At 72.3% G+C, this 22,082-nt stretch carries 21 protein-coding genes; 14 read left to right on the plus strand and 7 right to left on the minus strand.

Annotated elements, in window-relative coordinates:
- Positions 1-66: 66 nt before the first annotated feature.
- Both CG719_RS00945 and CG719_RS00950 read right to left on the minus strand, forming a co-directional pair.
- The gene (locus CG719_RS00945; RefSeq protein WP_100566505.1) at positions 67-705 is read right to left on the minus strand and encodes a response regulator; all 639 of its coding nucleotides are present in this window, start codon (positions 703-705) and stop codon (positions 67-69) included.
- The gene (locus CG719_RS00950; protein WP_100566506.1) at positions 702-1,886 is read right to left on the minus strand and encodes a sensor histidine kinase; all 1,185 of its coding nucleotides are present in this window, start codon (positions 1,884-1,886) and stop codon (positions 702-704) included. The genes CG719_RS00945 and CG719_RS00950 overlap by 4 nt, the downstream gene beginning before the upstream one ends.
- A 135-nt stretch (positions 1,887-2,021) precedes the next feature.
- On the opposite strand from CG719_RS00950, the gene CG719_RS00955 reads away from it, so the two are divergent.
- Together CG719_RS00955 and CG719_RS00960 are read left to right on the plus strand one after the other, a co-directional pair.
- Positions 2,022-3,056, plus strand: a complete 1,035-nt coding sequence (locus CG719_RS00955; protein ID WP_100566758.1) for an ABC transporter permease — start codon at positions 2,022-2,024, stop codon at positions 3,054-3,056.
- The gene (locus CG719_RS00960; protein WP_100566507.1) at positions 3,053-3,730 is read left to right on the plus strand and encodes an ABC transporter ATP-binding protein; all 678 of its coding nucleotides are present in this window, start codon (positions 3,053-3,055) and stop codon (positions 3,728-3,730) included. The genes CG719_RS00955 and CG719_RS00960 overlap by 4 nt, the downstream gene beginning before the upstream one ends.
- Positions 3,731-3,774: 44 nt before the next feature.
- On the opposite strand, the gene CG719_RS00965 is transcribed toward CG719_RS00960, so the two are convergent.
- A complete protein-coding gene (locus CG719_RS00965; RefSeq protein WP_100566508.1) occupies positions 3,775-4,578 on the minus strand; it encodes an IclR family transcriptional regulator in 804 nt (267 codons plus the stop codon).
- Between the two features lie 235 nt (positions 4,579-4,813).
- On the opposite strand from CG719_RS00965, the gene CG719_RS00970 reads away from it, so the two are divergent.
- The 6 genes from CG719_RS00970 (at position 4,814) to CG719_RS00995 (ending at position 11,000) form a co-directional block, all read left to right on the plus strand.
- A complete protein-coding gene (locus tag CG719_RS00970; RefSeq protein ID WP_100566509.1) occupies positions 4,814-6,298 on the plus strand; it encodes an NCS1 family nucleobase:cation symporter-1 in 1,485 nt (494 codons plus the stop codon).
- A 59-nt stretch (positions 6,299-6,357) separates the two neighbouring features.
- Positions 6,358-7,083: an aspartate/glutamate racemase family protein gene (locus CG719_RS00975; RefSeq protein WP_100566510.1), complete on the plus strand. Its 726-nt coding sequence runs from the start codon at positions 6,358-6,360 to the stop codon at positions 7,081-7,083.
- A 186-nt stretch (positions 7,084-7,269) separates the two neighbouring features.
- Positions 7,270-8,616, plus strand: a complete 1,347-nt coding sequence (gene allB, locus CG719_RS00980) for an allantoinase AllB (protein WP_100566511.1) — start codon at positions 7,270-7,272, stop codon at positions 8,614-8,616.
- A 5-nt stretch (positions 8,617-8,621) separates the two neighbouring features.
- The gene (alc, locus tag CG719_RS00985; RefSeq protein WP_100566512.1) at positions 8,622-9,737 is read left to right on the plus strand and encodes an allantoicase; all 1,116 of its coding nucleotides are present in this window, start codon (positions 8,622-8,624) and stop codon (positions 9,735-9,737) included.
- Between the two features lie 168 nt (positions 9,738-9,905).
- The gene (locus CG719_RS00990; RefSeq protein ID WP_100566513.1) at positions 9,906-10,520 is read left to right on the plus strand and encodes a dihydrofolate reductase family protein; all 615 of its coding nucleotides are present in this window, start codon (positions 9,906-9,908) and stop codon (positions 10,518-10,520) included.
- A gap of 84 nt (positions 10,521-10,604) precedes the next feature.
- Complete coding sequence (locus CG719_RS00995) at positions 10,605-11,000, plus strand: ribonuclease domain-containing protein (RefSeq protein ID WP_100566514.1); 396 nt, start codon at positions 10,605-10,607, stop codon at positions 10,998-11,000.
- 99 nt (positions 11,001-11,099) lie between these two features.
- On the opposite strand, the gene CG719_RS01000 is transcribed toward CG719_RS00995, so the two are convergent.
- The 4 genes from CG719_RS01000 to CG719_RS01020 form a co-directional block, all read right to left on the minus strand.
- Positions 11,100-12,080, minus strand: coding sequence for a hypothetical protein (locus CG719_RS01000; RefSeq protein ID WP_100566515.1), 981 nt, complete (start codon positions 12,078-12,080; stop codon positions 11,100-11,102).
- On the minus strand, positions 12,077-13,579 hold the full coding sequence (locus CG719_RS01005) for a M48 family metallopeptidase (protein ID WP_159024798.1): 1,503 nt from the start codon (positions 13,577-13,579) through the stop codon (positions 12,077-12,079). Before CG719_RS01005 ends, CG719_RS01000 begins: the two co-directional genes overlap by 4 nt.
- Positions 13,580-14,122: 543 nt before the next feature.
- Positions 14,123-15,088: an NADPH:quinone reductase gene (locus CG719_RS01015; RefSeq protein ID WP_100566759.1), complete on the minus strand. Its 966-nt coding sequence runs from the start codon at positions 15,086-15,088 to the stop codon at positions 14,123-14,125.
- A gap of 116 nt (positions 15,089-15,204) precedes the next feature.
- Positions 15,205-16,227, minus strand: a complete 1,023-nt coding sequence (locus CG719_RS01020; RefSeq protein WP_100566518.1) for a Gfo/Idh/MocA family protein — start codon at positions 16,225-16,227, stop codon at positions 15,205-15,207.
- 117 nt (positions 16,228-16,344) lie between these two features.
- On the opposite strand from CG719_RS01020, the gene CG719_RS01025 reads away from it, so the two are divergent.
- The 6 genes from CG719_RS01025 (at position 16,345) to CG719_RS01050 (ending at position 22,025) form a co-directional block, all read left to right on the plus strand.
- Positions 16,345-17,094, plus strand: a complete 750-nt coding sequence (locus CG719_RS01025) for a GntR family transcriptional regulator (RefSeq protein WP_100566519.1) — start codon at positions 16,345-16,347, stop codon at positions 17,092-17,094.
- Positions 17,095-17,266: 172 nt separating this feature from the next.
- Positions 17,267-18,271, plus strand: coding sequence for a sugar ABC transporter substrate-binding protein (locus CG719_RS01030; protein WP_100566520.1), 1,005 nt, complete (start codon positions 17,267-17,269; stop codon positions 18,269-18,271).
- Positions 18,268-19,332, plus strand: a complete 1,065-nt coding sequence (locus CG719_RS01035; RefSeq protein WP_100566521.1) for an ABC transporter permease — start codon at positions 18,268-18,270, stop codon at positions 19,330-19,332. The genes CG719_RS01030 and CG719_RS01035 overlap by 4 nt, the downstream gene beginning before the upstream one ends.
- Positions 19,329-20,144 carry an ATP-binding cassette domain-containing protein gene (locus CG719_RS01040; RefSeq protein ID WP_100566522.1) on the plus strand — a complete coding sequence of 272 codons (816 nt, stop codon included), beginning with the start codon at positions 19,329-19,331 and terminating at the stop codon, positions 20,142-20,144. The genes CG719_RS01035 and CG719_RS01040 overlap by 4 nt, the downstream gene beginning before the upstream one ends.
- Before the next feature lie 154 nt (positions 20,145-20,298).
- On the plus strand, positions 20,299-21,447 hold the full coding sequence (locus CG719_RS01045) for an ROK family glucokinase (protein ID WP_100566523.1): 1,149 nt from the start codon (positions 20,299-20,301) through the stop codon (positions 21,445-21,447).
- Entirely contained in the window at positions 21,444-22,025 is a 582-nt protein-coding gene (locus CG719_RS01050; protein WP_100566524.1) for a sugar kinase, read from the plus strand. The genes CG719_RS01045 and CG719_RS01050 overlap by 4 nt, the downstream gene beginning before the upstream one ends.
- Positions 22,026-22,082 lie beyond the last annotated feature (57 nt).

Below are 22,082 nucleotides of genomic sequence, written 5' to 3' on the forward strand. Positions count from 1 at the left end.
GTCACATCGGCGCCCGTGCCCGGAGACCCGGTCTCCGCGCGGCAGGCCCGTCCGGGTCCGTGGCCCTCACGGTCTCCGGCGCCGGATGAGGCCCCGCTCGGTCGCCGCCGCCACCGCCGCGGTGCGCGACTCCACGCCCAGCTTGGCGTAGACGTGCACCAGATGGGATTTCACCGTGGCCTGGCTCAGGAACAGGTGCTTGCTGATCTGCAGGTTCGACAGGCCGTCGCGGACCAGTTCCAGCACCTCCAGCTCGCGGCGGCTGAGCGCGGCCGCGGGCGTGCGCATGCGGTCCATCAGACGGTGGGCGACCAGGGGCGCGAGGGCCGAGCGGCCGGAGGCGGCGGTGCGTACCGCGGCGGCCAGCTCCTGCGGCGGCGCGTCCTTCAGGAGGTACCCGGCCGCGCCGGCCTCCACCGCGGCGAGGATGTCCGCGTCGGTGTCGTACGTGGTGAGCACCAGGACGCGCGGAGCGCCGGGTCGTGCGGTGATCGCCGCCGTGGCCTCCGCGCCGTGCGCTCCGCCCGGACCGAACTGCAGATCCATCAGCACCACGTCCACCCCGCCCGCCGCGGCCAGCTCCACGGCGCGTTCCGCCGTCGGCGCCTCCCCGGCGATCTCGAAGTCGGGCTCGGCGGACAGCACCGCCTTCAGGCCCGCGCGGACCACGGGATGGTCGTCCGCCAGCAGCAGCCGGATCGTCATGCGCCGCCCCCGGAGTCCGGATACGGCAGCGTGACCGCCACCGCGGTGCCCTGGCCGGGCGACGACTCCACGGTGAACGTCCCGCCCAGCGCCTCCGCCCGCGAGCGCATCGCGGGCAGCCCGAAACCGCCGTCCGCCGCCCGGCCGGACCGCGCGGCGGTGTGCTCGGCGCCGGGGTCGAAACCGGCACCGTCGTCGACGACGTCCAGCGCCACCGCCGTGTCCATGAAGCTCAGGGTGATCTCCGCGCGCTGGGCGCGGGCATGCCGCAGGGTGTTGCCGAGCGCCGACTGGGCGATCCTGAGCAGTGCCACCTCGTAGGGGGTGGGCAGCCCGGCCGGGACGCCGCTCACCGTGAAGCGGACCTCGGGCGGGGCGGCCGGGCCCGAGCACAGCCGTTCCAGCGCACCGGCCAGCGAGCCGCGTTCCAGGTCCGGAGGGGTCAGCGCGTGCACGAAGCGGCGGGCCTCGGCGAGGTTGTCCTGTGCGGTCGCGCGGGCCTGCTCGATGTGCGCGGCGGCGGGGGAGCCGTCGGGCAGCGCGTGCTGGGCGGCGCGCAGCAGCAGCTGGATGCTGGACAGGCCCTGGGCCAGCGTGTCGTGGATCTCCCGGGCCAGCCGCTCCCGTTCGGCGAGCGTGCCGGCGGTGCGCTCGGCGTCGGCCAGCTCGGCGCGGGTGGCCACCAGTTCCTCGATCAGCTCACGGCGCCGCTCGCTCTCCCGGTACAGCGCCTCGTAGCCGAGGACCGTGGCGACGGCCACTCCCGCGCCGAGCAGGGGGCCCAGGAAGGCGCCCGCGCTCAGCCGTTCTCCGTGCCCGATGAAACCGGCGATGGCCGCGCCCGCGGTCGCGGTGACCGCGGGCAGGCTCCAGCGCACGGGCAGCAGATGGAGCTGGAGGAAGTACAGCGGGAAGGCCGCCCACACCGCTTCGGGGGAGAACGAGAGCAGCACCAGCCAGGCCGCGCAGAGCGCCGCCAGCCACACCGCGGCCACGCGCTGGGAGCGGTGGGTGGCCGGGCTCAGCGCGCCCCAGGCGAACACCGCGCCGGTCCCCAGCGCGGCCGCCACGGCGGCCGGGTCGTGCGCGCGGGCGGCGGCGAGCACGAGCAGACCGGCGAACAGTGCGTACAGGCACAGGCGCAGGGTGACGACGACGGGGGAGCGGGGGCGGATGTCCATGACGGGTCCAGGGTAGGCGGGCCGGGCGGTGATCCGGTCAACCGAAAGTTCGAAAGAGGGGTGCTCCCTTCGGTCCGCGACAGCCGTGCCCCGGCGCGATGCCTGAGGGGGGCGGTGCCGCGCAAGGTGGACGGCATGTTCGTCGCATGGAGAGACCTGCGGTTCGCCAAGGGGCGGTTCGCCCTGATGGGCGCCGTGGTCACACTGATCACCCTGCTCGTGGGGCTGTTGTCCGGGCTCACCGCCGGGCTCGCCGAGGAGAACGTCTCGGCGGTAAGGGGCCTGCCCGCCGACCACCTCGCCTTCGCCGCGCCGCCCGGCGGCCGGCCGGTGTCGTTCACCGGTTCCTCGCTGCCGCCCGAGGCCGTCCGGCGGTGGGCGGAGCGCGTTCCGTACGCGGAGCCGGTCGCGATCCGCACGCTCGACGCGGCAGCCGGGAGCCGCACGGCGGCGGTGTCCGAGTTCGCCGTACGCCCGTCGGCCGGCATCGCACCGGAGGGCGTGGCGCCCGGGCGGGCCGTGCTCTCCGCCAAGGCGGCCTCCGAACTCGGCGTCGCGGCCGGGGACCGGGTCCGGCTCGGCTCCGCCACCTGGACCGTGGCGGCCGTGGCGGGCGGTGCCTCCTACAGTCACACACCCGTGGTGTGGACCGCGTGGGACGGCGGCCGGGCGACCGTGATCGCGCTGCGCGCACAGGGCGCCGACGTCCCGGCCGGGGACCGGACCGCCGGCACGAAGACCCTCGCCAAGGACGACGCGCTGACCGCGATCGGCTCCTACCAGGCCGAGAACGGCTCGCTGCAACTGATGCGCGGCTTCCTGTTCGCCATCTCCGCGCTCGTCGTCGGGGCGTTCTTCACGGTGTGGACGATCCAGCGGTCCCCCGACATCGCCGTGCTCAAGGCGCTCGGCGCCTCCACCGGCCACCTGCTGCGCGACGCGCTGGGCCAGGCCGCGGTGCTGCTCGCCGCCGGGACGCTGCTCGGCACCGGGCTCGCGGCCCTGACCGGTGCACTGGTGCGGGGCGGCGCGGTTCCCTTCGTACTCGACCCGCCGACCGTCCTGCTGCCCGCCGCGGTGATGGCCGCACTGGGTGTGCTGGGTGCCGGCCTGTCCGTCCGGCGGATCACCGCCGTCGACCCGCTGACCGCGCTGGGAGGCGTGCGATGAGCCTGTTCCTCGACGACATCACCCTGACCTACCCCGACGGCGACGGCCGGCTCACCGCCCTGGACCGGGTACGCCTGGAGGTGCCCGCGGGCACGGTCACGGCGGTGGCCGGGCCCTCCGGCTCGGGCAAGTCCAGCCTGCTCGCGGTCGCGGCCACGCTGATCACGCCGGACAGCGGACGCGTGTGCGTGGACGGTACGCCGACGGGGGAGCTGAGCGCCGGGGAGCGGGCGGTGCTGCGCCGCCGCAGCATCGGGATCGTCTTCCAGCAGCCGAACCTGCTGCCGTCCCTCACGGCGGCGGAGCAGCTGGAGGTGATGGCCCGCCTGGACGGCCGCCGGCCGGCGGCGGGCCGGGTCCGCGAACTCCTGGCCGCGGTGGGCCTCGCCGACCATGCGCACCGGCGCCCGCACCAGCTCTCCGGCGGTCAGCGCCAGCGCGTCAACATCGCGCGAGCGCTGATGAACGATCCTTCCGTTCTCCTGGTCGACGAGCCCACCAGCGCCCTCGACCACGAACGCGGCGCTGCCGTCATCGACCTGCTGGCCGGCCTCGCCCGTGCCCGCGGCACGGCGACCGTCCTCGTCACCCACGACCGCGCCCACCTGAGCGCGGCGGACGCGGTACGGGAGATGAGAGACGGCCGTCTGGAGCCGGTCGGCCGGGGGACGTGAGCCGGTCGGGCCGAGGCTCGTTTTCCCGGCCGGTCGGCCGGGGGTCAGACCGCCGGGCCCGAGCTGGCCAGGGCCTTGGAGAGGTCTTGTGCCACCTGCTGGAGGACCGGGACGATGCGTTCCGTCGCGATGTCCGTGACACGGCCCGCCGGGCCGGAGATGGAGATCGCCGCGGCCGTCGGGCTGTCGGGGACGGTGACCGCGAGGCAGCGGACGCCGATCTCCTGCTCGTTGTCGTCGACCGCGTAGCCGAGCCGTCGGACCTCCGCCAGGGCCGCCAGGAAGCCTTCCGGGGTGGTTATCGTCTTGTCCGTGGCGGCCGGCATCCCCGTGCGGGCCAGCAGCGCGCGCACCTCGTTGTCGGACGTGTGCGCGAGCAGCGCCTTGCCGACACCCGTGGAGTGCGGCAGCACCCGGCGCCCCACCTCGGTGAACATCCGCATGGAGTGCCTGGACGGCACCTGCGCCACGTAGACGATCTCGTCGCCGTCCAGCAGCGCCATGTTCGCCGTCTCACCCGTCTCGTCCACCAGCCGGGCCAGGTATGGGCGAGCCCAGGTGCCGAGCAGCCGCGCGGCGGACTCGCCGAGGCGGATGAGGCGGGGCCCGAGCGCGTACCGGCGGTTCGGCTGCTGCCGTACGTAGCCGCAGGCGACCAGGGTCCGCATCAGCCGGTGGATGGTGGGCAGCGGCAGACCGCTCGTGGCGGAGAGCTCGCTCAGACCCACCTCGCCTCCGGCGTCCGCCATCCGCTCGAGCAGATCGAAGGCGCGCTCGAGGGACTGGACCCCACCGGTGGCGGCGGGGCCGGCGGAGGCGGAGGACTTGCGCTCGTCTGACGGCGGCACGTCGCATTCCTTTCTGCGGGTGTGGCCGCATGTTACCGGCCTGGTCGGATGCCCACCCAGGCCTGTCATGGGCCGTTCCTGCCGATCAGCAAGGGTTTGTCCATATCCTCGTCTGAAATGCGGGCTGACCCTTGACGCTGCTCTCGGTGAAAACTACGTTCTGGCCACCGGAAGTTTACTTCCGTTCTGTGGAAAACACCGAATGTTCCCCACCTTCCCCTCCCCGGGAGCCCGTATGCCTCCTGCTGTGGATGACCGATCATCCGTGGACACCGGCAACACCGCGAGTTCTGGCCTGTACACGTACGACCTCGCCCCCACGAAGAAAGAGGGGCGCCGCTGGGGCGCCTACAACGTCTTCACGCTCTGGGCCAACGATGTGCACAGCCTCGGCAACTACGCCTTCGCGATCGGACTGTTCGCGCTCGGCCTGAACGTGTGGGGCATCCTGGCCGCCTTCGCACTCGCCTCTCTCCTGCTCTTCCTCCTGCTCACCCTGTCCGGGTTCATGGGACACAAGACGGGCGTCCCGTTCCCCGTCATGAGCCGCATCGCGTTCGGCATCAAGGGCGCGAAGATACCCGCCGGCGTCCGCGGCGGCGTCGCCATCGCCTGGTTCGGGATCCAGACCTATCTTGCCGCCTCCGTGCTGAGCGCGCTGCTCGTAGCCATGTTCCCCGGCCTGGGGAGCCTCGAGAAGCACTCCGTGCTCGGTCAGTCCCTGCTCGGCTGGATCACCTTCATGGCCCTGTGGCTGCTCCAGGTGCTCATCGTGAGCTACGGCATGCAGATGATCCGGCGCTACATGGCCTTCGCTGCGCCCACCACCCTGATCACCATGAGCGCCCTGGCCGCGTGGATGTTCTTCCGGGCGGGCGGATCGATCTCCCTGTCCGACGGCCACCCGCTCCCGGGCGGCACGATGTGGCTGCACGTCCTGCAGGCCGCCGCGCTGTGGGTGGTCATCTACGGCACGTTCGTACTCAACTTCTGCGACTTCACCCGTTCGGCCAGGAGCCGCGCCTCGATCGTCCGCGGCAACGTGATCGGCATCCCGGTGAACATGCTCTTCTTCGCCGTCATCGTGGCGGTCCTGTGCGGCGCGCAGTTCAAGCTCGACGGGCAGATCATCACCAGCCCCACGGACATCGTCCGCACCATCCCGAACATGATCCTGCTGGCCGCGGCCTCGGTCGCCCTCATCGCCCTGACCGTCGCGGTGAACCTGCTGGCCAACTTCGTGGCACCGATCTACGCGCTGGTCAACCTCTTCCCGCGGCGGCTGAACTTCCGCCGCGCCGGCCTGGTGAGCGCGTGTGTCGGCCTGGTGATCACGCCGTGGAACCTCTACAACAGCCCGATCGCGGTGGAGTACTTCCTCGGCGGCCTCGGCGCCCTGCTCGGACCGCTCTTCGGCGTGATCATGGCCGACTACTGGCTGCTGCGAAGGGCCCGGGTCAACGTCCCCGACCTCTACACCGAGGACGCGCGGGGCGAGTACCACTACCGCCGCGGCTACAACCCGCGGGCCGTCTGGGCCTTCGCGCCCTCCGCGGCCATCGCCGTCGTCCTCGCCCTGATGCCCGCCTTCCACGCCGTGGCCGGCTTCTCCTGGTTCGTCGGCGCCATCCTCGCGGCCGTCCTCTACTCGGTCATCGCCGACCGCAGCGTCCTGATCCAGGACGTGGACGGCGAGGCCATCGCGGTCGCCGCCGAATGAGCCGCGTGCGCATCGCGCACTGAACCAGCCGTCCAGCGGAATCACCCAGAAAGCCGACCATGCGCATCCTCGTCGTGAACGTCAACACCACGCAGTCCATCACCGACTCGATCGGTGAGCAGGCGGCGGCCGCGGCGTCACCAGGCACCGAGATCGTCCCACTGACCCCCTCCTTCGGAGCGGAGTCCGTGGAGGGCAACTACGAGAGCTACCTCGCCGCCATCGCCGTGATGGAGGCCGTACGCGCCTACCCCGGGCCCTTCGACGCCGTGATCCAGGCCGGCTACGGCGAGCACGGCCGCGAGGGCCTCCAGGAACTCCTCGACGTCCCCGTCGTCGACATCACCGAGGCCGCCGCGAGCACCGCCCAGTTCCTCGGCCGCACCTACTCCGTCGTCACCAGCCTGGACCGCACGGTCCCGCTGATCGAGGAGCGCCTCCACGCCGCCGGGCTGAGCGCCCGCTGTGCCTCCGTGCGCGCCAGCGGGCTCGCCGTGCTCGATCTGGAGCGGGACGAGAAGGCCGCCGTCGCGGCGATCGCCGACCAGGCCGCCCGCGCCGTGGAGGAGGACCGGGCGGAGGTGATCTGCCTCGGCTGCGGGGGCATGTCCGGGCTCACCGAGCGCGTCGCCGAACGCACCGGGGTCCCCGTCGTCGACGGCGTGACCGCCGCCGTGACGATCGCCGAGTCCCTGGTCCGGCTCGGCCTGTCCACCTCGAAGGTGCGCACATACGCCCGGCCGCGGCCCAAGCGGATGGTCAACTGGCCGCCGAGCGCGCGTTGACGCAGATCGTGCGTCGCCCGCGCAGGCCGCCGCGACGAGGTCCGCTCCGCCAGGAAGGTCTTGACTCATGAGGCTCGGCCATGAAGACTCCGTATACAGGAAACTTGTTTCCGCTCTCCGGAATTTTGCTTGTTTCGCGGGTGAGCGACAGTGAACAGAGGAACCGCACCAGAGGAGGGGCGTCCGTTGCCCGACGTACAGCTCGTACTGCGCTCCACACGCGTCGTGACCCCCGAGGGCGTGCGCCCCGCGTCCGTCACCGTCGCCGACGGCCGGATCGTGGCCGTACTGCCGCATGACGCCGAGGTGCCGGTGGGCGCGCGGCTGGAGGACGTCGGCGACGACGCTCTGCTGCCGGGACTCGTCGACACCCACGTCCATGTGAACGACCCCGGGCGCAGCGACTGGGAGGGCTTCTGGACCGCCACCCGGGCGGCGGCCGCCGGAGGCATCACCACCCTCGTCGACATGCCCCTCAACTCGCTGCCGCCGACGACCACCGTCGGCAACCTCCGCGTCAAGCAGGAGGTGGCCCGCAGCAAGGCCCACATCGACGTCGGCTTCTGGGGCGGCGCGCTCCCGGACAACGTCAAGGACCTGCGGCCCCTGCACGACGCGGGCGTCTTCGGCTTCAAGTGCTTCCTGTCCCCGTCCGGGGTCGACGAGTTCCCCGAGCTGGACCACGACCGGCTGACCGCCTCCATGGCGGAGATCGCGGGCTTCGGCGGGCTGCTCATCGTGCACGCGGAGGACCCGCACGAACTCGGGCTCGCCCCCCGGCTGAGCGGCCCGAAGTACGCCGACTTCCTGCAGACCCGCCCGCAGGTCTCCGAGGACAGCGCCATCGAGGGCCTCATCGCCCTGGCCCGCCGGCTCGGCGCGCGGGTCCACATCCTGCACCTGTCCTCCTCCGGCGCGCTGCCGCTGATCGCCGCCGCCAAGCGCGAGGGCGTCCGGCTCAGCGTCGAGACCTGTCCGCACTACCTCACGCTCACCGCCGAGGAAGTGCCCGACGGGGCCAGCGAGTTCAAGTGCTGCCCGCCGATCCGTGAGGCCGCCAACCAGGACCTGCTCTGGGCCGCGCTCGCCGACGGCACCATCGACTGCGTCGTCACCGACCACTCGCCGTCCACCGTGGACCTCAAGACGTCCGACTTCGCCACCGCCTGGGGCGGCATATCCTCGCTCCAGCTGAGCCTGTCGGCCATCTGGACGGAGGCGGCCCGGCGCGGCCATGGCATCGAGGACGTGGTCCGCTGGATGTCCGAGCGCACCGCGAACCTCGCCGGCCTCGACCGCAAGGGCGCCATCGCACCCGGCCGGGACGCGGACTTCGCGGTCCTGGCCACCGACGAGACCTTCACCGTCGACCCGGCCGCGCTCCAGCACCGCAACCGCATCACCGCGTACGCGGGCAAGACCCTGCGCGGCGTCGTGAAATCCACCTGGCTGCGCGGCGAGCGCGTCTACGACCCCGCGCTCGACGACCGCTTCACCGAACCCACCGGCCGACTTCTGGAAAGGACGAACTGATCACTGTGACGGCGACCCTGCACTTCACCGGCGACGCGAACCCCTACGGCGGCGGCGACTCCTACGCCGACTACCGTACGGCCGAATTCCCCTTCACCAGGCACGCCAACCTGGCCGACCGCCGGCTCGGCGCGGGCGTCGTCGCCGCCAACGACGAGTTCTTCGCCCAGCGCGAGAACCTGCTGGTGCCCGAGCGGGCCGACTTCGACCCCGAGGACTTCGGGCACAAGGGCAAGGTCATGGACGGCTGGGAGACCCGCCGCCGGCGCGGCGTCTCGGCCGAGCACCCCTGGCCCACCGAGGACGACCACGACTGGGCGCTGATCCGGCTCGGCGCGCCCGGCGTCGTCCGCGGCATCGTCGTGGACACCGCCCACTTCCGCGGCAACTACCCGCAGGCCGTCTCCGTCGAGGGCACCTCGGTCGACGGCGCCCCCACGCCCGAGGAACTCCTCGGCGACGACGTGAAGTGGACGACCCTCGTCCCGCGTACCGCGGTCGGCGGCCACGCGGCCAACGGTTTCGAGGTGAACGTCGAGCAGCGCTTCACGCACCTGCGTCTCAAGCAGCACCCCGACGGCGGCATCGCCCGCCTGCGGGTGTACGGCGAGGTCGTGCCCGACCCGGCGTGGCTGGCCGCGCTCGGCACCTTCGACGTGGTGGCGCTGGAGAACGGCGGCAGCGTCGAGGACGCCTCCAACCTCTTCTACTCGCCGGCCACCAACACCATCCAGCCGGGCCGTTCCCGCAAGATGGACGACGGCTGGGAGACCCGCCGCCGCCGCGACCAGGGCAACGACTGGATCAGCTACCGCCTCGCCGGGCACACCGGGATCCGCGCCCTGGAGATCGACACCGCCTACCTCAAGGGCAACAGCGCCGGCTGGGCGTCCGTCTCCGTCAAGGACGGGGAGGACGGCGAGTGGACGCGGATCCTGCCGCGCACCCGTCTCCAGCCCGACACCAACCACCGCTTCGTGCTGCCCGCGGCGGCCGTCGGCACGCACGCGCGCGTGGACATCTACCCGGACGGAGGAATCTCCCGGCTCCGCCTGTTCGGCGCGCTGACCGAGCAGGGCGCGGCCGCCCTGGCGGCCCGCCACCAGGAACTGGGCGGCTGACCCGTCCGCGCCCGCGGGGCGTTCCGTCCGCACGGACCGGCACGCCCCGCCCGCCGGGTCCGCCGGGGCCGATGAGTTTCGGGGGACGGTGGGGTCTGTACCGGTGACGGAGAACCGCACCGGAAGAACCCACCGAAGAGAAGACCCACCGAAAGAGAGGCACCCGCCATGGGCAAGCTCGTCGTCACCGGTTTCGTGAGCATGGACGGCGTCCACCAGGCGCCCGGCGGTCCCCAGGAGGACGACCGCGACGGCTTCACGCAGGGCGGCTGGAGCGTTCCGTACGGCGACGAGGACTTCGGCCGGTTCATGACCGAGGTCTTCGACCGCGCCGGAGCCTTCCTCCTCGGCCGCCGCACCTACGACATCTTCGCCGCGTACTGGCCACAGGTGACCGACCCCGCGAACCCGGTGGCCGCCCGCCTCAACGGCCTGCCGAAGTACGTGGTCTCCACCAGCCTGACCGACCCCGCCTGGCAGGGCACCACCGTGATCTCCAAGGACCTGGCCGAGGAGGTCGCCGCGGCCAAGGAGCGCACCGAGGGCGAACTCCAGGTCCACGGCAGCGGCGACCTCGTCCGCTCCCTGCTGGCGCTGGACCTCGTCGACACGGTGCACCTGCTGACGTTCCCGGTCGTACTCGGCGCCGGACACCGCCTGTTCGAGGAGGGCACTGTCCCCACCGCCTTCACGCACACCGGTGGCCGTGTCACCGGGGCGGGCGTGTCCATCCAGTCGTACGACGTCGTCGGACGCCCACGATACGGCTCCTATCAGGATTAACTTCCCGCGAATTCACCGAACTTGACGGTGAACTCCTGAACTTGTCATTGACATGCCACTATCTACGCGCGTCATGATGAGCCCATGACATTCCCCCCGCGTACCACCCGGATCGGCGCCGCGGGCGCCCTCCTGTCCGCTCTCCTCGTCGGTGGCACCGTCGCCGCCGCCCCGGCCGAAGCCGCCGCGACGGCGGTCGGCAGCATCTGCTACAGCGCGCTGCCCTCGCAGGCGTACGACACGCTCCGTCTGATCGACAAGGGCGGTCCCTTCCCGTACTCCCAGGACGGCGTCGTCTTCCAGAACCGCGAAGGCGTCCTGCCCGCGCAGGCGAGCGGGTACTACCACGAGTACACGGTCGTCACCCCGGGCTCCTCCGACCGCGGCGCCCGGCGCATAGTCACCGGCAAGAAGACGCGGGAGGACTACTACACCGCGGACCACTACGTCACGTTCAAGCTCGTCAACTTCGGCTGCTGAACAACGAGTCGACCGCATGTCCCTCGCCCCGCGGCCCCTCCACGCACACCGGCCGCGGGGCGAGTGGCTGCCGTGGCTGCGGACCCGCGTCGGCGCGGGTCAGGGGCGCGGAGCGCTCAGTGCCCACAGCGCGGTGAGCAGGGTGGCCGCGCACAGCGCCATCCCCACGGCGGCCACCAGGCTCCCGCCGATGAGCAACGCCCCCGCCACGGTGCCCAGGACGAGTCCGAACGCGGCCACCCGGGCGCCCGGCCACCACCAGGGCCGCGTGAAGCGCGCCGTGGCGTCGACCGGGGTGAAGGAGTCCCTCAGGGTCGTGCGGACCGCCGTGTGCTCGTCGAGGAGCACACGGCGTGGCGCAACCCGCCGCCGCCGCCCGAGGGGGACCAGACGGGTGCCGTCCGTCAGCCGTACCACCACCGCGCCGCGCGAGCCGGTGCCGTGATGGGCACTCACCTCGACCGGGCCCCGGAGCCCGTCGATGACGGGATGCCACATGATCCGCTGCCAGACGGCCGGCCGGTCGCTCGCGCCCGTCTCGGTGAGCCTGAGCCACAGGCTCTCCGACAGCGCATGCGGGGAGGCGGACCCGGTACCGCAGTGCACCGTCGCGGTCATCGGGCGGGACGGCCGCCGCGCCGCCCACCAGAACCGCAGACCACGTCGGGCCCACACCGAGCACAGCAGAGCGGCCGTGGCCCCGGCGAGCAGGACGGGGACGAACAGGTCGTCCTCGGCGGCGGTCTCCTCCGAGTCACCGGGGAAGCCCCGCGGGTCCGCCTCGTCCGGGTCGTAGGCGACGGGGAACCGACGGCCCTTGGTGTAGCGGTCGGTGTCGTAGATCTCGAAGCGCTGCACGTGCTCACGGCCCGTGCGGTCCTTCCAGCGCACCCGGATGTCCTCGGTGTCCCCGAGGTCGTCCTCGACGACCACGCCGGTGGCGTGGGCCGTGGCCCGGTCGCGGGCCTGGCCGTAGGCGTGCGCGTGGAAACCCAGCCAGCCCGCGAACAACGCGAATCCGGTCAGGGTGGCCGTCATGCCCAGCAGGGCGACGCGCAGGGCGGGGCCGGGGCGTCTCATGCTCTCTCCGCCTTCTCGGTCCCGGACTTGTCCAGCAGGGCGTGGACGGGCGCCGGGTCGCCGCCGTCCACGGCCGTGACGAGCACCTCGTACAGGTCGACGACCGTGCCGTCCGGCGCCGTGAGCACGGTGCTCATCCAGCGGGAGGTGCAGGACCAGCCGGCTTCCAGCAGCAGCGGCACCAGGGCCGCGCCCATGGCACTGGCGAGTACCTGGCAGCCGAGACTCCTGCGCACGGCGGCCGGCAGCCACCGCAGTTGAGGGCGCATCCGGCGGGCGAGGCCGTACCAGTCGCCGTCGGCGACGGCGTCCAGTGCCGCGCGCAGCGCCCCGGTGGGGGAGGACTGCCCGGTCGCGGCCGCCAGCGCCTCCGCGCGGTGGCCGCCGTCGGCGGGAAGGCGGAACCTGTCGGCGTCGAGCTGGAGGAGACGCACCGGCTTCAGGTCCTCGGGCCGGAGGGCACCGCCCCCGCCGCCCGCCTGGAGCGTCCCACCGGGTCCGTCCGCGCAGGCCAGATGCTGGACGCACCACTCGGCGACCACCTCGGCGTCACGCAGCACGAGCGGAGCCGAGCCGTACGCCGCACTGGTGCCGGTGCCGGTGTGCGGCAGCGCGGCCGTCCGCACGGCCGTCGGCGGATGGGTGGCCGTCGCGTAGACGTCCAGAGCCTCCTCCTCGGCATCCTCGCGGGCGGCCCGGGCCCGCACCAGCGGGTCTTGGAGGGCGAGGTCGAACGCCTCGTAGAGGTCCACCGGGTACGAGCCCTCCTCGACCAGGTCCTCCACCCAGTCCTGCGCGATCCCGTCGAATGCCGCGTCGATCACGGCGACCCACTCGACGGCCTCGCGCGCCGCGTCACCGCCCACCACCCGGGCGGCTTCCGCATCGGCTGCCAACTCCTCCTGCCAGGGCCATGGTTGGGTCGCGCGCAGCAGGGGAGCGGCCAGCGGGGCCAGTGGCCGCAGGCGCCCCTCCAGCCGTTCGGCGAGCGCGACGCGCGCCGCCAGCAGGGCACGTGTGCGACGGTCGTCGAAGTGACGCTCGTGGGCCAGCTCGTGCGCGATCACCGCGGCCAGGTGCGTGGCCGAGAGCGCCCGGACCAGTGGTAGCCCGAGCAGCAGCGCGTAGGCGTGTCCGCCCCCGATCCTCACCCGGTACGTGAGTACCGCCGGCTCCGGCACGATCCGCACCAGCAGCGGAGCGCCGAAACCGGTGCGCTCGGCCATGTCCCGCACCAGCGCCGCGAGTTCCGGCTCGTCGTCAGGCCGTACCGCCCGGCCCGGCAGGGCGTCGGGGAGGACGGCCCTCGTGTACAGGGCCGGAAGCAGCCACAGCATCGGCAGCGCGATCATCTGCCAGCCTCCCCAGACCAGCCCCCCGGCCGCGATCAGCAGAAGGAAGCCGATCAGTGGCAGCCAGGCGACGGCTGCCATGGCCGCGGTGAACGACCACGCGCGGACCGCCGAGACCTGCGGCCCCCCGGATATGCGACCGTCCATCACACTCCTGTCGTGCCATGAGGTGTCGGCGGATTCTGTCATAGCCAGGTCAAGCCTGCGGACGTTGAGCGGCGCGTACGGTGCCGGCCCGGTGGCGGCGGTCGGGCACCGCCGGCCCCTGTAGGGCGCGCCCGGCGGTGGTGGGCTGTTGGTCTTGTGGGCCTGGCGGTGAGGGCCGTCCGGTCAGCACCCGGTGGCGGTCAGTCGGCCGTCCGGGTCTGGCGGCTGGGGCTGTCCGGTCGGTTGTGCCTGACGGTGGTGGGCTGTCGGTCATGTGCGCCCGGCGGTGGGGGCCGCCCGGCCGGCGCCTGGCGGCGCGGACCTCCTTGTCGTACCCGGCCGCGGGCCGTCCGGACAAGCGCGCCGACGGGAACGGACGCGGGGACGGGGAGGTTGTGTCCGGAGCCGGGTGGGGGAGGTCCCAGCCGGAGCCGGAGCCGGAGCCGGAGCCGGAGCCGGAGCCGGAGCCGGAGCCGGAGCCGGAGCCGGAGCCGGAGCCGTGGGGCCGGAGCCCGGGGGAGGCTGTGCCACGCGCGGCCCGGCTCAGGGGCGCAGCACCACGCGTCGGCCGTGTAGTTCGCCGCGTTCCATGCGCCGGTGGACCTCCGCAGCGGCGCTGAGGGGTTGGTACTCGACCGAGCGGGGCCGCAGGCCGCCCGAGGCCAGGAGGTCGTTGACGGCGGACGCCGCCTCGGCCAGTTCCGCGGCCGTGGCGTTGGAGATGGCGAAGCCGTGCAGGGAGCCGTCCTTCATGTAGAGCGGACCGACCGGCAGGGTCGGCTCGTCGCGGGCGCCGGACAGAACGACGATGCGCCCGCGGTGGGCGAGGAGGCCGACCGCGGTCGTCAGGTCGTTGCGTCCCGAGGTGTCGACGTGGACGCCGACGCCGGACGGGGCGAGCCGCGCCAGCCGCGCCGCGAGATCGGGGGCGTGGTAGTCCACGACCTCCGCCGCGCCCAGGGAGCGGACGTGCTCGTGGTCGTGCGGGGCGGCCGTGGCGAGGACGCGTGCGTACGCCCGGTACGCGAACTCCACCAGCGCGCTGCCCACGTTGCCGGCCGCGCCGCCGACCAGCACCGTCTCTCCGGGGCGCAGCCCGCCGTGGGTGAAGAGCGCGAGACAGGCGGTCGCGGCGGGATGGAACACGGCCACCGCCTCCTCAGGGCGTACGCCCGCAGGCAGCCGGTACAGGCGGTCGGCGGGCACCACCGCCCGTTCGGCGGCCGCGCCCTGCCGGCCGTCGTGGCCCAGGCTGTTGCACCACACCGTCTCGCCGACTGCGAAACCGGACCCCGCGGACGCCACCGTGCCCACGAGGTCCCGTCCGACCACGAACGGAAACGGCAGCGGCGTCCGGAACAGCCCCGACCGGACGAAGGTGTCCACCGGGTCGACCACGGTGGCCACCACGTCCACCAGCACCTCACCGGCCCCCGGCACAGGATCGGGCAACTCGCCGAAGCGAATGACATCGGGCGACCCGAGCTGTTCGACATAGGCGGCGCGCATGACCACCGATTCTCCCACCGCAAGGCCCAGGCGGCGCGGATGACGCCTGCGGCCGGCCGGAAAGCCGTTTCGGGATTCCGGGCGGCCCGACCGCGATGGCCGCGGGCGTCGGCCCGTCAGCGGAAGACGGCCCTGTCGGCGCCCGGGATCTCCGCCAGGCTCACCGGACGGTGTTCGCGGCGGGAGACCTCGCAGGACTCGGCGATGCGCAGGGCCTGGAGGGCTTCGCGGCCGTCGCACGGGTTGGGGCGTTCACCATGCAACACCCCTACGAACGCCTCCAGTTCGGCCTCGTAGGCGGGACCGAAGCGTTCCAGGAAGTCGGGATAGGGCTTGTCCGCGGCCGGCGGGCCGGTCGGCTCGGTGGACGCGATCGGCGTTCGGTCGTCGAGGCCGACGACGATCTGGTCCAGTTCACCGGCCAGTTCCATGCGCACGTCGTACCCGGCGCCATTGAGGCGGGTCGCGGTGGCCGTGGCGAGCGTGCCGTCGTCCAGGGTGAGCAGCGCCGCACCGGTGTCGACGTCGCCCGCCGCGCGGAACATCGGGGGGCCGGCGTCGGACCCGGTCGCGTACACGCTGACGACCTCACGGCCCGTTATCCATCGCAGCATGTCGAAGTCGTGAATGAGTGCGTCCCGGAACAGCCCGCCGGACAGCGGAAGCCACTCGGGCGGTGGCGGTGCCTGGTCGGAGGTGAGCGCGCGCACCGTGTGCAGACGCCCGAGGCGACCCGAGCGCACGGCCTCGCGGGCGCCCGCGTAACCCGTGTCGAAGCGGCGCATGAACCCCATCTGAAGCACCGTGCCCGCGGCTTCGACCTCGGCGAGCGCCTGTAATGTCCCCGGCAGGTCCAGGGCGATGGGTTTCTCGCAGAACACCGGCAGTCCCGACCGTGCCGCCCGGCCGATCAGTTCGGCGTGGGCGGAAGTCGCGGTGGTGATGACCACCGCGTCGACCCCCCAGGTGAATATCTCGTCCACCCCCGGTGCCGCCGTCTCACCCAGCCGCAGGGCGAGGGCCTGTGCCCGCGCCGGATCGGCGTCCGTGAGGATCAAGGATCCGACCTCTCGATGACGGCTGAGCGTGTTCGCGTGGATGGTGCCGATGCGGCCCGTACCGATGACCCCGATGCGCATGGAAACAAAGTGAGGGCGGACCCCTGACCCTGTCAATCGGCATGTCCGGACAATCGGACTTCACTACTTCCCGTCATCCGGCCGCGGAGCTACGCTCGGCCCGTGCCGAAACCAGAAGTGGACCCCACCGTCTCACTCGAGCTCAGTGTGGACCGGAGTTCCCCGGTACCGCTGTACTTCCAGCTGTCCCAGCAGCTGGAGGCGGCGATCGAGCACGGCAGACTCACCCCCGGCAGCCTGCTGGGCAACGAGATCGAGCTGGCGGCCCGGCTCGGCCTGTCCCGGCCCACCGTCCGCCAGGCCATCCAGTCGCTGGTGGACAAGGGCCTCCTGGTGCGCCGCCGAGGTGTCGGCACCCAGGTCGTGCACAGCCGGGTCAAGCGCCCGCTGGAACTGAGCAGCCTCTACGACGATCTGGAGGCGGCCGGGCAGCGCCCGTCGACGAAGGTCCTGGTCAACACGGTGGTCCCGGCCTCCGCCGAGGTCGCCGCCGCCCTGGCGGTGGCCGAGGGCGAGGAGGTCCACCGCATCGAGCGGCTGCGCCTGGCCCACGGCGAGCCGATGGCGTACCTGACCAACTACCTGCCGTCCGGACTGCTCGACCTGGACACCGGCCAGCTGGAGGCCACCGGCCTGTACCGGCTGATGCGCGCCGCCGGGATCACCCTGCACAGCGCCCGCCAGTGCATCGGCGCCCGCGCCGCCGCCCCCGCCGAGGCCGAGCGGCTCGCCGAGGCCGAGGGCGCGCCTCTGCTCACCATGCAGCGCACCACCTTCGACGACACCGGCCGCGCGGTGGAGTACGGCACGCACACCTACCGCCCCTCCCGCTACTCCTTCGAGTTCCAGCTCCTCGTACGGTCCTGACGGCCTCGCGCGCCTCCGACCTCACGTCCCCATGTCCGGACAATATGACCGGTCATCGCTCCCCGGCTGCGGAACCGGGCATTCCGGTGTCCGATAATGGAACGTTCGGGGCCGGTGGGATCACTGTCGGCCCCTTGCGTACGTTCGGGCACAGCAAGAAGGGCACGGCCTCGTGGCACGCTTTCCAACCTGGGTAGTCATCGCGCTGACAGGGGCCCTGTCCCTGTCGCTCGCGGGGTGCAGCAGCACCGGCGGCAAGCGGGCGGAGGACGCCCGCAAGGCCGCGGCGGCCCAGGGCAGGGCCGCGGTGAACACCCCTCGCTGGACCTTCGCGATGATCACGCACTCCGGGGACGGCGACACGTTCTGGGACCTCGTGCAGAGCGGCGCCAAGCAGGCCGCCGTCAAGGACAACATCAACTTCCTGTACTCGCACGACGCCCAGGCCCAGCAGCAGGCCCAGCTCGTGGACGCCGCGGTGGACAAGAAGGTCGACGGCATCATCGTCACCCTCGCCAAGCCCGAGGCGCTCAAGGCCGCCGTGGCCCGCGCCGAGAGGGCCGGCATCCCGGTGATCACGGTCAACTCCGGATCGGCGCAGTCCAAGGCGTACGGCGCCCTCGCGCACATCGGCCAGGACGAGTCCGTCGCCGGTGAGGCCGTCGGGCAGGAGCTGGCCGAGCGCGGGAGGAAGAAGGTGCTCTGCGTCCTCCACGAACAGGGCAACGTCGGCCACGAGCAGCGCTGTGCCGGGGTGGCGAAGACCTTCTCCGGCACGGTCGAGAACCTCTACGTCAACGGCACCAACATGCCCGACGTGCAGGCCGCGATCGGCGCCCGGCTCCAGGCGGACAGGTCCGTCGACGCCGTCGTCACGCTCGGCGCCCCCTACGCGGACACCGCCGTCAAGGCGAAGGCCGACGCCGGCAGCCGCGCCGAGGTCGACACCTTCGACCTGAACGCCAAGGTCGCCGCCGAACTCAAGGACGGCACGCTCGGCTTCGCCGTCGACCAGCAGCCCTACCTCCAGGGCTACCAGGCCGTCGACCTGCTCTGGCTCTACAAGTACAACGGCGACGTCCTCGGCGGTGGCCGGCCGGTGCTCACCGGCCCGCAGATCGTCACCAAGGACCAGGCGGCCACGCTGGAGGAGTACACGAAGCGGGGCACCCGATGAGCGGCACCACCACCGACCGGCCCGATGCCGCCGCCGGGACCTCCGCCGCTGAAACGTTTCCGCGGACCTCCGCGCTGCGCGGGCTGCTCACCCGCCCCGAGCTCGGCTCGGTCGTCGGCGCGATCGCCGTCTTCGTCTTCTTCGCCTGTGCCGCGGACGGCTTCCTGCGCGCCTCCAGCCTCAGCACCGTCCTGTACGCGTCCTCGGTGATCGGCATCATGGCGGTTCCGGTCGCGCTGCTGATGATCGGCGGCGAGTTCGACCTGTCGGCGGGCGTCATGGTGACGTCCTCCGCGCTGGTCTCCTCGATGTTCAGCTACCAGATGACCGCGAACGTCTGGGTCGGGGTCGGCGTATCACTGCTGGTCACCCTGGCGATCGGCGCCTTCAACGGCTTCATGCTGACCCGTACGGGGCTGCCCAGCTTCATCGTCACCCTGGGCACCTTCCTGATGCTGACCGGGATGAACCTGGGCCTCACCAAGCTGATCGGCGGCACTGTCTCCACCAAGACGATCGGCGACATGGAGGGCTTCCCCAGCGCCCACACGGTGTTCGCCTCGACGCTCACTCTCGGCGGCGTCGACGTCAAGGTCACCATCCTGTGGTGGCTCGGCCTGGTCGCCGTCGCCTCCTGGATCCTGCTGCGCACCCGCACCGGCAACTGGATCTTCGCGGTCGGCGGCAACAAGGACGCCGCCCGCGCGGTCGGCGTACCAGTCATCCGGACCAAGACCGGCCTCTACATGGGCGTGTCCCTCGGCGCCTGGATCTGCGGGCAGCACCTGCTGTTCTCCTTCGACGCGGTGCAGTCCGGCGAGGGCGTCGGCAACGAGCTGATCTACATCATCGCCGCCGTCATCGGCGGCTGCCTGATCACCGGCGGACACGGCAGCGCCATCGGCTCGGCGGTCGGGGCCCTCCTGTTCGGCATGACCAGCAAGGGCATCGTCTTCGCCGAGTGGAACCCCGACTGGTTCAAGTTCTTCCTCGGAGCGATGCTGCTCCTCGCGACCCTGCTCAACACCTGGGTCCGCAGGCGGGCGGAGGCCACCAAGTGACGCACACCGAAGCACGTACCAGCACGCGGGCCGAAGCCCGCACGGCACTCGTGGAGCTGTCCGGCGTCAGCAAGCACTACGGCGGTGTCCGCGCCCTGGAGGACGTCGGCCTGGAGGTCCACGCCGGGGAGATCACCTGCGTCCTGGGCGACAACGGCGCCGGCAAGTCGACCCTGATCAAGATCATCGCGGGGCTGCACCAGCACGACGGCGGCGTCCTCCGCGTCGAGGGCGAGGAGACCCGGCTCACCTCACCGCGCGACGCCCTGGACCGGGGCATCGCCACGGTGTACCAGGACCTGGCGGTCGTGGGCCTCATGCCGGTCTGGCGGAACTTCTTCCTCGGCTCCGAGCCGCGCAAGGGGACCGGCCCCTTCAAGCGCCTGGACGTCGGCCTCATGCGCAGGACCGCACGGGCCGAACTGCTGCGGATGGGCATCGACCTGCGCGACGTCGACCAGCCCATCGGCACCTTGTCGGGCGGCGAACGCCAGTGCGTCGCCATCGCGCGCGCGGTGTACCTCGGCGCGAAGGTGCTCGTCCTGGACGAGCCGACCGCGGCACTCGGCGTGAAGCAGTCGGGCGTGGTACTGAAGTATGTGGCGGCGGCCCGCGACCAGGGCCTGGGCGTTGTGTTGATCACCCACAACCCGCATCACGCGTACCTCGTAGGTGACCGGTTCGTCCTGCTGAGGCGGGGCGCCATGGCCGGCCACCACACTCGGGACGCGATCACCCTGGACGAGCTGACCCGGCAGATGGCCGGCGGCAGCGACCTGGACGATCTGCGCCATGAACTGCAAGGGTCCTGAGGGCCCGGGAGGTTGTGACATCATGCGGCTCCGCGGCGCGGGCGCGACGGCACCCGTGCCTCCGTACCCGGTACAAGTACCGGTACAAACCGGGCGCCGCCCCCTCGGTGCCCCGTACGGAACCCTTACCCAGCGTGCGGCAGAATCGGGCCCGATGAGCACCTACCGCGACCTCACCGCCCCCATCGGCTCCCGACGCGCCCCCGTGCTGCGCACGGTCGGTACCCGGGAGCGGCGCTCCCACCTGACCGCGCCCCGCGTCCCCACGGTGGGCATCGACATCGGCGGCACCAAGGTGATGGCGGGCGTCGTCGACGCCGACGGGAACATCCTGGAGCGGCTCCGCACGGAGACCCCGGACAAGTCCAAGAGCCCGCGGGTCGTCGAGGACACCATCGTCGAACTGGTCCTGGACCTGTCCGACCGGCACGACGTGCACGCGGTCGGCATCGGCGCGGCCGGCTGGGTCGACGCCGACCGCAACCGCGTGCTGTTCGCCCCCCACCTGTCCTGGCGCAACGAACCCCTGCGCGACCGCCTCTCCGAACGCCTGTCCGTCCCGGTCCTGGTCGACAACGACGCCAACGCCGCCGCCTGGGCCGAGTGGCGCTTCGGCGCGGGCCGCGGCGAGGACCATCTCGTCATGATCACGCTGGGTACCGGTATCGGCGGCGCGATCCTGGAGGACGGCCAGGTCAAGCGGGGCAAGTTCGGGGTCGCCGGCGAGTTCGGGCACATGCAGGTCGTGCCCGGCGGCCACCGCTGCCCGTGCGGCAACCGCGGCTGCTGGGAGCAGTACAGCTCGGGCAACGCCCTGGTGCGGGAGGCGCGTGAGCTGGCCGCGGCCGACTCCCCGGTCGCCTACGGGATCATCGAGCACGTCAAGGGGAGCATCCCCGACATCACCGGGCCGATGATCACCGAGCTGGCCCGCGAGGGCGACGCCATGTGCATCGAGCTGCTGGAGGACATCGGCCAGTGGCTCGGCGTCGGCATCGCCAACCTGGCCGCCGCCCTCGACCCGTCCTGCTTCGTCATCGGCGGCGGGGTCTCCGCGGCCGACGACCTGCTGATCGGCCCCGCGCGCGACGCGTTCCGGCGGCACCTCACCGGCCGCGGCTACCGCCCCGAGGCCCGTATCACCCGCGCCCAGCTCGGCCCCGAGGCCGGCATGGTCGGCGCCGCCGACCTCGCCCGGCTGGTCGCCCGCCGCTTCCGGCGCGCCAAGCGGCGCCGGGTCGAGCGGTACGAGCGCTACGAGCGGTACGCGCAGGCGCGGCGCGAGGCCCGGGAGGCGCTGTGACGATGTCGCTGCCCCGCCAGGCGGCGCCTCCGGACGGCCGGCCACCGCGCGTCGAGGACCGCCGGCGCCGCAACCGCCGCAGGACCCTCACCCTGCTGATCATCGTGCTGCTCATCGGTGTCCCGGCCGGCTACCTGGTGATCTCCGCCAACCAGAGCCGCGACAGCGGCAAGGACAAGGAGGCCCGGTACGCGGTGAGGGGCCTCGCGCCCGGCTACCCGTCCAAGGTCCAGCGCCGCCTCTACCAGGTCCCGATACCGCACCCGGCCGACATGGTCTCCTACTACGAGACCAACAACTGGAAGACCAGCCGCCTCTACGTCCAGTTCCGGACCACCGAACCGGGCCTCACCTCCTTCCTGGAGGCCATGGGCGTCAACCGCGACGACCTGAAGGAGGGCGCCGTCACCGTCGGCGCCCGGGACAAGACGACCACCGGCTGGACCTTCACGAGCCCCGGCCCCTGGTGGGGCCTCAGCCACAGCCAGAAGAACCCCGCCCCCACGCAGGACGTGGTCGTGAACCTGTCCAACCCGGTCCTGCCGATGGTCTACGTCGTCTCCCGCACCGTCCCCTGACGCCGGCTGCCACCGACCGCGGCCCGTCCCAGGCCGCCGGAGCCGATTGTCAGACCC

Source organism: Streptomyces sp. CB01373 (assembly GCF_002803075.1).
GTDB lineage: Bacteria > Actinomycetota > Actinomycetes > Streptomycetales > Streptomycetaceae > Streptomyces.